At 63.1% G+C, this 11,651-nt stretch carries 11 protein-coding genes; 6 read left to right on the forward strand and 5 right to left on the reverse strand.

Features of this window, described 5'->3' with window-relative positions:
- Nucleotides 1-43: 43 nt before the first annotated feature.
- The 6 genes from ACS7SF_RS13850 (at nucleotide 44) to ACS7SF_RS13875 (ending at nucleotide 5,190) form a co-directional block, all read left to right on the forward strand.
- Nucleotides 44-1,117: a YjgN family protein gene (locus tag ACS7SF_RS13850; RefSeq protein ID WP_439890319.1), complete on the forward strand. Its 1,074-nt coding sequence runs from the start codon at nucleotides 44-46 to the stop codon at nucleotides 1,115-1,117.
- Nucleotides 1,118-1,130: 13 nt separating this feature from the next.
- Complete coding sequence (locus tag ACS7SF_RS13855) at nucleotides 1,131-2,213, forward strand: M48 family metallopeptidase (protein WP_439890320.1); 1,083 nt, start codon at nucleotides 1,131-1,133, stop codon at nucleotides 2,211-2,213.
- Between the two features lie 118 nt (nucleotides 2,214-2,331).
- On the forward strand, nucleotides 2,332-2,778 hold the full coding sequence (locus ACS7SF_RS13860; RefSeq protein WP_439890321.1) for a GtrA family protein: 447 nt from the start codon (nucleotides 2,332-2,334) through the stop codon (nucleotides 2,776-2,778).
- A 221-nt stretch (nucleotides 2,779-2,999) separates the two neighbouring features.
- Nucleotides 3,000-4,244 carry a pilus assembly protein TadG-related protein gene (locus ACS7SF_RS13865; RefSeq protein WP_439890322.1) on the forward strand — a complete coding sequence of 415 codons (1,245 nt, stop codon included), beginning with the start codon at nucleotides 3,000-3,002 and terminating at the stop codon, nucleotides 4,242-4,244.
- Nucleotides 4,245-4,253: 9 nt separating this feature from the next.
- The gene (locus tag ACS7SF_RS13870) at nucleotides 4,254-4,751 is read left to right on the forward strand and encodes a TadE/TadG family type IV pilus assembly protein (RefSeq protein WP_439890323.1); all 498 of its coding nucleotides are present in this window, start codon (nucleotides 4,254-4,256) and stop codon (nucleotides 4,749-4,751) included.
- Nucleotides 4,744-5,190 carry a TadE/TadG family type IV pilus assembly protein gene (locus tag ACS7SF_RS13875; RefSeq protein ID WP_439890324.1) on the forward strand — a complete coding sequence of 149 codons (447 nt, stop codon included), beginning with the start codon at nucleotides 4,744-4,746 and terminating at the stop codon, nucleotides 5,188-5,190. Before ACS7SF_RS13870 ends, ACS7SF_RS13875 begins: the two co-directional genes overlap by 8 nt.
- A 1,327-nt stretch (nucleotides 5,191-6,517) precedes the next feature.
- Here ACS7SF_RS13875 and ACS7SF_RS13880 read toward each other — a convergent pair.
- The 5 genes from ACS7SF_RS13880 to ACS7SF_RS13900 form a co-directional block, all read right to left on the reverse strand.
- Nucleotides 6,518-7,480 carry a type II secretion system F family protein gene (locus ACS7SF_RS13880; protein ID WP_426397329.1) on the reverse strand — a complete coding sequence of 321 codons (963 nt, stop codon included), beginning with the start codon at nucleotides 7,478-7,480 and terminating at the stop codon, nucleotides 6,518-6,520.
- A gap of 57 nt (nucleotides 7,481-7,537) precedes the next feature.
- The gene (locus tag ACS7SF_RS13885; protein WP_439890325.1) at nucleotides 7,538-8,515 is read right to left on the reverse strand and encodes a type II secretion system F family protein; all 978 of its coding nucleotides are present in this window, start codon (nucleotides 8,513-8,515) and stop codon (nucleotides 7,538-7,540) included.
- Nucleotides 8,516-8,565: 50 nt separating this feature from the next.
- Nucleotides 8,566-9,930 carry a CpaF family protein gene (locus ACS7SF_RS13890; RefSeq protein WP_439890326.1) on the reverse strand — a complete coding sequence of 455 codons (1,365 nt, stop codon included), beginning with the start codon at nucleotides 9,928-9,930 and terminating at the stop codon, nucleotides 8,566-8,568.
- Nucleotides 9,931-9,969: 39 nt separating this feature from the next.
- Nucleotides 9,970-11,178, reverse strand: a complete 1,209-nt coding sequence (locus ACS7SF_RS13895) for an AAA family ATPase (protein WP_439890327.1) — start codon at nucleotides 11,176-11,178, stop codon at nucleotides 9,970-9,972.
- Nucleotides 11,179-11,294: 116 nt separating this feature from the next.
- On the reverse strand, nucleotides 11,295-11,639 hold the full coding sequence (locus ACS7SF_RS13900) for a hypothetical protein (protein WP_439890328.1): 345 nt from the start codon (nucleotides 11,637-11,639) through the stop codon (nucleotides 11,295-11,297).
- Nucleotides 11,640-11,651 lie beyond the last annotated feature (12 nt).

An 11,651-nucleotide genomic window follows, 5' to 3' on the forward strand; every position in this document is an offset into this window, starting at 1 on the left:
GTTTCCATGCGGGCATGACAACAACACAGGGAAGGGAAATCAAATGAACGACATCGCACGCGAGCCCATCCTGGGCAGCGCCCCAGCTCCGGCTGCCCCGCAAGCTTTGCGGCTGCGCTTTACCGGCAGTGGCTCGGAATACTTCCGCATCTGGATCGTCAACCTGCTGCTGACCATCGTCACCGTGGGGATCTACGGCGCCTGGGCGAAGGTGCGTACGCTGCAGTATTTCTACCGCAACACGCAGCTCGACGGATCGAGCTTCGACTACCACGGCAGCCCCTACGCCATTCTCAAGGGCCGCGCGATCATCTTCGTGCTGGCGGTGGCGTTCAACCTGCTGGGCCATTCGTCGCCGCTGGTGGGGCTGGTGCTGTTGGCGTTGATGGCGGCCGCGTTTCCGTGGCTGCTGGTGCGCTCGCTGCGTTTCCGCATGGCCAATTCCAGCTACCGCGGGCTGCGCTTCGCCTTCACGGGCAAGGATGCCGAGGGCTACATGGTGTTCCTGGTGTGGCCGATCCTGAGCGTGTTTTCGCTGTACCTGCTGGCGCCGCTGGCGCACCAGCGCTTCAAGCGCTATCAGCATCGCAACACGCGCTTCGGCACGGCGGCGTTCGATTTTTCGGCCACGCCGGGCAACTTCTACGGCATCTATCTGCGCGCGTTCGGGCTGGCCATTCTGGCGGTGGTGGTGGCCGGTCTGCTGTCGATGGCGCTGGGCGTGTCGCTGGTGCGCGCACCGGGCCCGGGCCAGATCCTCGGCCTCATTGCGGTCGGGATTTTCCTGTATGCATCGTTGCTGTTCCTGACGCCGTATGTGATGGCGCAGCTGCAGAACGTGATCTGGAACCACACCACGCTGGGTGCGAACCGCTTCCAGAGTCAGGTTGGTGCCGGCAAGCTGTTCTGGATCTTCGTGTCGAATGCGGTGTTGACCGTCATCACCGTCGGCCTGTTCACACCGTTTGCGCGTGTCCGTACGGCGCGCTACAAGCTGGGTTCGGTGACGCTGCTGGCTGCGGGTTCGCTCGATACCTTCGTGGCTGGAGAAAGCACCAAGGTGGGCGCGCTGGGCGACGCAGCGGTCGACTGGTACGACATCGACATCGCTCTGTAACTACTTAAGCGCCGTGATCCTCGCCACCTACTTCGACGGCCACACTTCGCGTGCGCACCCCGTGCGCCTTGCCGTCGAGGCGGGCGAGGCGCTGCTGTACAGCACCGACGGCACGCTGTTGCGCCGGGCACCGCTCGACACGTTGCGCGTGTCAGAGCGCGTCAAGCACGCGCCCCGGCTCATCACCTTTGCGGACGGCGCCTTTGCCGAGATTGGCGACCCCGCCGAGCAAGTTGCGCTCAACGCGCTGCTGCATCGCACGGGGCACCACGAAGGCTGGATCGTGCGCGCGCAGAACAGCTGGAAGCTGGCGCTGGGCGCGTTGGTGGTGATGGTGGCGGTGCTGGTGCTGGGGTATCGCTACGGCTTGCCGTGGGCGGCGCAAGTGGCGGCGCGCATGGTGCCGCAGCGCGTGGAAGCGCAGCTTGGCCGCAGCACGCTGGCCGCCATGGACGAGCGCTGGCTCACACCGAGCAAGCTGCCCGTCGCGCAGCAAGACCGCATTCGCGCGCGCTTCAATGCATTGCGCGACCCGGGGGCCACGTACACGTACCACATCGTGTTTCGGGATGGCGTGATCGGCGCCAACGCCTTTGCGCTGCCCGGCGGCGACATCATCGTGACGGATGCGCTGGTCAAGCTGGTGGGCGAGGGCGATGGCCTCACAGGTGTGCTCGCGCACGAAGCCGGCCATGTGGAAAACCAGCATGGCTTGCGGCAGGTGATTCAGTCGTCGGCCATTGGGGCGACGGCGGCGCTGCTCTTAGGGGATGTGTCGACCATCTTGTCGGGCGTGCCGGCAGCGATGCTGACGCTGCGCTATTCGCGCGATTACGAACGCGATGCCGACCGCTACGCCGCGCGGCTGCTGCAGAACAACGGCCTGTCGGTCGGCGCCTTTGCCGACGTGCTGCAGGCGCTGGAAGACACGCATGGCGGCACGCACAAGCCTGATGCCGACAAGAAAGCCGATGCTGCCAACGATGACGACGCTTCGGCGTTCTTCTCGTCGCACCCGCTCACGCGCGAGCGCATCGACACGCTGCGCCGTTTTGACCGCACCCACGGCGGCAGCGATCGTAGCGATGCGGAGTGACGTACCGCGCGTCCCGCATCACCCGCTCATCCGATTCCCGACAGCCACGTCATCCATTTGATCGATTTCTCCCCCCGCCTGCGCCACCAAGAATGATCGCAGAGGGACGGGGGACATCATGCGACACGCAGAATCGGGCGTCATGAACGCATTGGCGGGTGTGCTGCCGCCAACGCTTGCACAACGGTTGCCGGATCGCATGATGCTGATCCGCGTGTTCCGCTTCGGGGTCTCCGGTGTGGTCGCCACCGGCGTGCACGTGGCCATCGCCACCACGCTCATCAACGGGTTTTCTGCCTCTCAGGTCACGGCCAATGGCGTGGCGTTTGTCTGCGCCAACGTCTGCTCGTACCTGCTCAATGCGCTGTGGAGCTTCTCGGCCAAGCCCGGGCGCGCCAATTTCCTGCGCTTCTATGCCGTCTCATTGCTCTGCCTGGCGCTGACGCTCGCGATCTCGTGGCTGGCCCAGACGTTGGGCCTGAACTACTGGATCGGGCTCGCGGCGATCCTGTCGGTGGTGCCGCCGCTCACCTTTGTCTTGCATCGGTTCTGGACGTTCCGCTAGCGGAGGGCCACATGGGCTGCCTGCACAAACCGCCCGGGATGCAAGCCACCAGGCGGCTTCGCGTTTCATCGCTGAATCATACCTACGGCCAGTTTCGGACTGCGTTTGCGGCAGCTACAACTGACGATAAGGGACGGGGAAACCTGCAAGCGACCGGCGAGTCGCCGCAGGCAGTCAGTACGACGCCCGATAGCCATGCATACCGGCGGAGGCGAAGGCATATGCGCGCGTATACCAAGCAGAGAGAACGAGGGGCGGTGCTCCCGATGGTCGGCCTGATGCTTGCCGTGTTGCTCGGAATGGCGGGTTTGGTGATCGACTTGAGCGGCTTGTTCGTGGCCAAGACGGAGCTTCAGTCGGCGGTGGATAGCTGTGCCTTGTCGGCGGCCCAGGAGCTCGATGGCGCCTCCGATGCGCTGACACGGGCGACGAATGCGGGGGTGACGGCGGCCAACGCCAACCGCGTTGTCTATCAAGCCTCGTCCGCATCGTTGACGGGGGCCGATATCACGTTCAGCACCGCACTGAACGGCGCATACAGCGCGGCCGGCGTGGCGCCCAACACGTCGAGCTATGTCAAGTGCACGCATTCCAAAAGCGGGATCACGGCGCGCTTGATCAAGTTCGTGGGCGGCGCCACCAGCAATGCGGTGGCTGCGCTGGCCGTGGCCACGCGTGTGCACGCACAGAGCACGTGCCCCATTCCAGTGGGGCTGATCCCGAAAACCGGTGGAACCGCGCCCAACTACGGTTTCCAGATTGGGGAGTGGGTCAGCATGCTGTATGCCGGTGGCTCGACCACGCCCGGTGAGATGGGCTGGTACAACCTTGATGGCTCCACCAGTGCCAGCGAGACCAAGACCGAAATGGATCAGGGCTACTGCAACTCCAAGATCGGCGACCAGCTCGGCACGCCCGGTGCGAAGGTCTCGGTTGACGATAACTGGAACGCCCGCTTTGGCATCTACAAGAACAAGTCCGGCGCGTCGCAACAGCAGCCAGATTTCACGGGCTACTCCTACACGTCGACCAACTGGACCAACACGGTGCCGCAGAACGCATACAGCGGCACGCCGGCATCGGGTTCGGACAAGAGCGCAGCCAACTTCAAGAACAAGCGGCTCGCCTACGCCAACTACGACGATAGCGGTACGAGCGTCACCGGCGGGGACAAGATCACCGGGCTCAACGTCAAGGGCGGCTATAAGAGCCTGGCGACAAGCGGGAGCAGCGGCGATCTCGCCACCTACGGTGCGAATCGGCGCATCGTGCTCGTGCCGGTGCTGTCTTCCGCGTCGAAGATCGTCAACTTCGCCTGCATGTTGATGCTGCAGCCGATTGACGGTGTTCACAACACGCCGCAGTTCGAGTTCCTGGGCAATGCAGGGAGCGCCAGCAGCCCATGCTCACCCAGTGGCCTGGCGGGTGGTGTCAAGGGCCCGCTGGTTCCGGCACTCGTGCAATAGGAGCGAGCCATGAAGACGCGACAACGACAACATGGCGTGGCACTGGTCGAGCTGGCTCTCACACTCAGCCTGCTGCTGGCCATCACCTTTGGGATCACGGAATTCGGCCGGGCCATCTATACGTACAACACGCTGGCCAAGGCGACGCGAGACGCGACTCGCTACCTGAGCACGCAAGCTGCCGGCAACGCGACGTCCTATACCACCGCAACCAACCTGGCCGTCTACGGCACGCCCACGGTCGCCCAAACACAGGCGCCACTGGTGCCGGGGCTGACGTCCAGCATGGTGTCCATTTGCGATGCGTCCAATGCGGGCTGCACCTCCAACATCGCGCAAGGCACCAACCCGGCGATCAATACCGTCACCGTCACGATCTCGGGCTACACGTTCAATCCGGTCATCGACATGATGGCGTTCCTGCGCTTCTATGCCGGCGGGAGCGGGTCGATCACTTCGTTCCCGTTCGGGAACATCTCAGTGACCATGAGGCAGTCCTATGAATAAGCATCAGAAAGGTACGACGGCGGTCGAGTTCGCCCTTGTGGTGGCGCTCTTTCTCACGGTGCTGCTTGGCATCCTCGACTTTGGGCGCATTCTTTTTACTTGGAACGCCGTGGGCGAGGCGACACGCTGGGGCGCTCGGCAGGCGGTGGTGTGCGGGCAGGGGTCGACATCGGTGTTGAGCAAGATGCAGACCATTCTGCCGACGCTCAAGGCCGCGAATGTGTCGGTGCAGTGGTATGACACCAGTGGTGCAGTCAGCGCGAGCTGCGATGCCACGAGTTGCGGTGGCGTTGCTGTCAGCGTGACGGGGATGACGGTGGCGCCGTATTCGCCGGCGACCTGGATTGGATTCTCAAATCTTGCTGTGCCGGGGTTTTCTACCTACTTGCCGCGGGAGATCATGGGGCAGGATCCTAATAGCAGCAGTGTTTGTTCTTGAGGTTTTGTTTTTCGCTGTTGGTCTGGTTTGTTGGTTTTTTCTGAGGGATGGGCTTGGTGGTCTATCCCTTTTTCATTTCTTGTGGGGGTGTGTTTTTGTGGGTGGTGCATCCCTGGTTTCATCACCTGCCGGGGCGGGCCTTGTTGGTCCATCTCCGTTTCACCCCCTGCCGGGGGCGACTCACTTTCTTTGTCTTGCCAAAGAAAGTAAGCAAAGAAAGGCGCGCCCGAGATGGCGAAAGACTCCTTGAATTTTCGTAACCGGGCGGAGGCCGGGAAAACTCGCTTCGCTCAGACAGTTCCCGGCCTTTTTTCCGCCCGCTTACGAAAATTCAAGGCGCCATCTAGGGCAGGGTACGGCCACACCGTCGGTGGGCTGTCCCGTGGCGCTGTGATTCTTGGTCCTGTCGAAGTGCAAAGCCTCAGCGTTGATGCTTGAAGCTCCAACGTCGAAGCCCAGAGCGTCAACGCCCGGGCTCCAAGGGCCGATGCCGACTCTCAAAGAGCCAGCGCTGACACGCAAAGCGTCAACATTTGGACCCCAGAGAGCCAGCGCCGAGTCTCGAAGCGTCAGTGTCGGACCTCCAAGAGCCGATGCTGACTCTCAGAGAGCCGGCGCTGACACGCAAAGCGTCAACATTGGGGACCCAATGGAGCCAGCGTCGAACCTCGAAGCGTCAGCGTCGGGTGTCCAAGAGCCGGTGCTGACGCTCAAAGAGCCAACGCTGATACTCAAAGCGTCAACATCGGGACTCTAGAGAGCAGCGCCAAGTCTCGGAGCGTCGGTGTCGGATCTCCGAGAGTCAATGCTGACGCTCGAACAGCCATCGCTGGCACTCAAAGCGTCAACATCAGCACCCAGAGAACCAACGCCGCGAGTCAGGGAGCCAGTGCCGACGGCTCCGCGACGGTGTGGCCGTTCTTGCCCCAGATGGCGCCTTGAATTTCTGTTGCAGGGAGGAAAAAAGGAAGGAGCCTTGTCTGAGCGAAGCGAGTTTGGCTCCTTCCCCTCCCTGCGACAGAAATTCAAGGAGTCTTTCGCCATCTCGGGCGCGCCTTTCTTTGCTTACTTTCTTTGGCAAGACAAAGAAAGTGAGTCAGCCCCGGCAGGGGATGGACCACAAAGGCCCGCCCCGGCAAGGGATGAAACCAGGGATGCACCACCAACCCCAAAACCCAAGCCGAAGCCGATGCACCACTGCCCCCAACTCTCCAAAACCCAAAAGGAAAAAACCCGGCGCGCGTCCGGGAACAGGACCACCGCTCCAGCGCATACGCCAGGTGATAGTCCGGGGGCCTTTACGACCAGCGATCTCCGCGCGTGTGTGTCAGCTTCCTGAGCCCGTCATGGTCGGCAGCAGCACACGGTAGATCTGGATGAACGCTGGGCCGAGCAACACCAGCAGCAGCGTGGGGAAGATGAAGAAGATCAGCGGAAACAGCAGTTTCAGCGCAATCTTCGCAGCCTGTTCTTCGGCCAGCATCCGGCGCTTGGTGCGCAGCATGTCGGACAGCACGCGCAGTGAGTCGGCGAGGCTGGTGCCGAAGCGATCGGCTTGAATCAGCATCGATGCAAACCGATCGACGTCTTCCACGCCGGTGCGCAGCGCCAGGTTGGTCAGCGCCTTTTCCTTGGCGAATCCGGAACGCAGCTCCAACAGCGTGAGTTGCATCTCCTCGGCCATCACCGGGCAGCGCAAGGCGAGTTCATCCGCCACGCGCATCATGGCCGCATCCAGGCCAAGCCCAGCCTCCACGCACACCGTGAGCAGATCGAGCATGTCGGGGAACTCTTCGAACACAGCACGCTTGCGGTGCTCCACCTTGCGCGCCAGCACCGCGTTGGGCAGGTAGTAGCCGATGGCGCTCAGCAGCCCGAGGATGGCGAGGACAAATTCCTGGTCGTGGTGCCCCGGCCAATTGCTCACCACCAGCAGCCCCACCAGCGGGAAGGCGAGCCCCAGCACCGTTTTGACGGCGAAGTACAGCGACGGCGCCCAGGCCTGCCGCCAGCCTGCATTCATGAAGCGCAGGCGCAGCTGTGAGTTTTCCCAACCGTCTTTCGGTAACGACAGTTGTGAGACCGGTTTGGCCCACGTGGCGAGTTTTTCCACCCAGGCATGGTCGGCGCCGCCGGTCAGATCCGTCTCGACGGTGTGGCCGCCAATCTGTTGCATCCGGCCGCGGTTGCGGTTCGGAGAGAACAGATGCAGCAGCCCCAGCGCGCCGCCAAAGGCGGCCACGAAGATCAGGGCCAGGATGAAGTACTGATTGAAATAGATGGCTTGCATGATCGTCTCCCCCCAAGAAAACGAGGTCACGTTGTCAGGTGGTCGGCAACGTCTGCATCAGACCCGGATGCGGATGATTTTTCGCATCCAGATCAGCCCGAGCACCATGTTGAGCAGCGCCAGGCCGATCATCTTCAGACCCATCGGGTCCGTCCACAGCACCTTCATGAAGTCCGGATTGACGATCAGGATCATGCCGGCCGTGGCGAAGGGCAGCAGGCCCAGAATCCATGCCGACAACCGGCCCTCGGCAGACAGCACGCGGATCTTGTCGTACAGCTTCAGGCGCTCGCGTACCAGGTTGCCGATGGTGTCGAGGATCTCCGCCAGATTGCCGCCGCTCTCGCGCTGGATGAGCACGGCGATCACGAAGTAGCGCAGGTCATTGACCGGCACGCGCTTGGCGAGGTTGGTCAATGCCTCGTCGAGCGGCACACCGTAGTTGATCTCTTCGAAGGTGGTATGGAACTCCGGACCCATCGGCGCCTTGATTTCCTGCCCGACCATGCCGAGCGCGCTGGCGAAGGAGTGCCCGGCACGCAGTGCGCGCGCAATCATGTCGACCGCGTCGGGAAGCTGCGCCTCCAATTTCTTGAGGCGCTTGCGACGCAGCGAGGCGATATGCAGCACGGGCAGCATCGACGCGAACACCGCGCACACCGCGACGATGCTGAATGGAATCGGCAGCAATGCGCCCAGCATCAGCACACAGACGCCAACCACGATGGTGTACCCCACCAGTTGCGCGACCGACCAGGCACTGCCGGATTGCTCCAGCCAGCGATCCACCACGCTCACGCGCGGAAGGCTCATCAGCCAGCGCTGGAAGTGCGGCGATTCGCTCAGCAGGCGCTTTTTGAGAATCGAGAGCTGCTCGGCGCCGACGTGTCCGCCCGCAGACAATGCTCGAATGCGGGCATCAACGCGCTTGGCTTCGGGGCCGTGGTAGTTGTTCCACCACTGGTAGATCCCTTCGATGCAGAGCACGACCGCCGCGAACAGCAGGATGGCGAAGGCGTAGAAGATTTCGTTCATTTAGGGTGCCCCCGTTTTTGGGTATCGGGCTGACTGTTCCTGTGCCGCCCTCAAGCCTCGAAGTGCCTTGCCGGGTCGAAGGTCTCGTCTGGCAAGCCCACCCCGAACACGCGCAGCCGTTCAGCAAATTTCGGATAGACGCCCGTGGCGCGGAAGTGCCCCTTGACGGAGCCGTCTTGCGCAATGCCCGTGCGCTGGAAGGTGAAGATCTCTTGCATGTTGATGACATCGCCTTCCATGCCGGTGATCTCTTGGATGCTGATGACCTTGCGACGGCCGTCGGTCAGCCGCGCCACCTGGATGATCACGGTGATGGCTGAGGCGATCTGTTGCCGGATCGTCTTGGGCGGCAGGTTCAGGCCCGCCATGTTCACCATGTTTTCCATGCGCGTGAGTGCGTCGCGCGGGGTGTTGGCGTGGACGGTGGTGAGCGACCCTTCGTGGCCGGTGTTCATGGCGTTGAGCATGTCCAGCGCTTCGCCGCCGCGCACTTCGCCCAGAAGGATGCGGTCGGGCCGCATGCGCAGGGCGTTGCGCACCAGTGCACGCTGCGTGATCTCGCCTTTGCCCTCGATGTTGGGCGGACGCGTTTCCAAGCGCAGCACGTGCGGTTGGCGCAGTTGCAGTTCAGCGGCATCTTCGATGGTGACCATCCGCTCGTCGGCCGGAATGAAGCCCGAGAGGATGTTCAGCAGCGTGGTCTTGCCGCTGCCCGTGCCGCCCGACACCAGCACATTCACCTTGGCCTGCGACAAGGCTTGCATCAGCTTGGCCATGGGCGGCGTGAGTGTCTTGAGATCGATCAGGTCCGACACCTGCAGCGGGTTGGTGGCAAACCGGCGGATCGACAGCAGGGGCCCATCAATGGCCGAGGGCGGGATGATGGCGTTCACCCGCGAGCCGTCGGGCAGGCGCGCATCCACCATCGGGCTGGTTTCGTCAATGCGGCGGCCCACGCGCGAGACGATCTTCTCGATCACCTTCATCAGGTGGGCATCGTCGTAGAAGGTGACGTCGGTGAGTTCGAGTTTGCCGCGCCGCTCGACGTAGACCTGCTTGGCCGTGTTGACCAGGATGTCAGACACCGTCGGGTCCTGCAGCAGCGGCTCCAGGGGGCCGAAGCCGAACATCTCGTCATACACATCGGTGGTCATCTGGCGCCGCTCGGTATCGTTGAGCAGCAGCTTTTCCTCGTCGATGATGTTGTTGACCAGCGTGCTGATTTCGTGGCGCACCTGCTCGCTCGGAAACCGGGCGAGCCGCTCCAGGTCCACGCGGTCCAGCACGACTTCGTGGACGGTCTTTTTGAAGTCCCGGTAGGCCGGGTGGCCCGCCACCTTGTGGTGATGTGGCGCGTGTCCGTTCATGGACAGCGGCGCAGGGTCTGGGCGGGATAGCTGTTCGCGGATCGACATGATGGGCTCCGTCTGGCAGGAGGAATCGACAGAAGAAAGTCAGGCAATGTTTGGAGACGACGTCTTGGCCCGCGTGAAAAGCTTGCCCAATGAAAAGCCTTTCTCTTGCGTGGCGTGGCGATCGTTCTCGCGTGCCGTGACGAAGACGTCGGCCAGTGCTACGAGGGCCTTGGCCATGGCGCTGTGCCGGTGGTGCTGGGTGATCGGCATACCCTGGCAGATGGCGTCGTCGACGGCCGAAGCGTCGTCGGGCAGCACATGGAAAAGCTTCTGACCGAAGACCTGCTCCAGCGTGGAGCGCGGCAGCTCGTCGCGCTTGCCGTGCCGGTTGACCAGAAGACGGAGCTTCTCGGCGGGGTAGTGCAGGCCGTGCAGGATGTCGAGCAGGCGGCGTCCGGTGCGGGCAAAGGCAATGGTCGGTTGAACCACCACGCAGATCTGGTCACTGTGATCGAGCACCGCAATCGACAGCGGGTTGATCGCCTGCCCGACGTCGACCAGGATGAAGTCGTAGACCGATGACACCAGCGACAGCACGTACTCGATCTTGTTCTTCTTGATCTCGCCTGCCTTGATCGGGTCGGTCGCGCCGGCCAGAACGTCGAAGCCGCTGGCAACGCGTGTCAGGCAGGCCTCCAGGAAGGCGTCGTCCAGCCGGTCCACCTGTGCGCACACTTCCGCCAGCGTGGCGGGCGGTGTGATGTTGCTCACCAGAAAGTGCGTGTCGCTGAACTGCGTGTTCAGGTCGAGCAGCAGCACGCGCTTGTGTGCGTGTGTGGCCAGCGTGTAGCCGACGTTGCTGGCGATGAAGCTGGACCCGGCGCCGCCTTTGCTGGAGATGAAGGCGATCACACGCGCTTCCTCGCGCGCTCTCGGGGTGTGGTTGGTTTCCAGCCGGGTGAGCGCCGCGGTGAGCTGTGCGCGCTCCAGGGGCCAGGTCAGGATGTCGCTGACGCCAGCCCGCAGTGCGCGGATCAGGTCATCGCGTTCCTGGGTTTGCGTGACGAGGATGCAGGGCAGATCGGAGAACTGCTGCCGCAGCAGTTCGATGCTCAGCATCTGGCTGGCGCCGCCGCTGGGTTGGTCGATGATGAGCGCATCGGCGCCGCGCAGTTGGCAGGCATGTGTAGACAGGCTGCCGGGCGCGGCCTGCAGGCGCATGACCTGGTAGCTACCGGCGGCGGCTACCAGGCGTGCGAGGTCCGCCAGGCGTTCGCCGTCTTCGGACGCAATCAAGATCTTGAGCATGGCAAAGTTCCCCGTTCGGTCGTGTGTTCTGTATGGCGTTGCATCGCGCAGCGGATGGGCCGGTGTGGTATCAGGCTTGCGATGGCGGGAGCCGGTCGGGCCCCCGCCATTCCCAGTCAGCGCGAGAAGGCGCCTGACATGCCGCTACCGAAACCACCGCCGCCGAAACCACCGCCACCGCCGTATCCACTGGCGCCCGAGCCGCTACCGCCAGCCGGGGAGCGCGTCATGGAACGGTCGTAGTTGCTCATGGCGGCCACGGCGGCCTTGCCGTCGTAGCCATCCAGCGCGGGCAGGCCGGCGGGTGCGTCGGGATTGATCACCTGCGCCTGTTTGACGCTGGTGACGGCCTCGCCGAAGTGTTTGTCCCAGAAGGGTGTCGTGGTCATGCAGGCAGTCAGGGCCTGGCAAGCCAGGATCACGAGTGCGGCACGTTGCAGGCGTTTGAAGTTGGTGTTCATGGCATCTCTCCA

This window comes from Ralstonia sp. 25C (assembly GCF_051904805.1).
Taxonomy (GTDB): Bacteria; Pseudomonadota; Gammaproteobacteria; order Burkholderiales; family Burkholderiaceae; genus Ralstonia.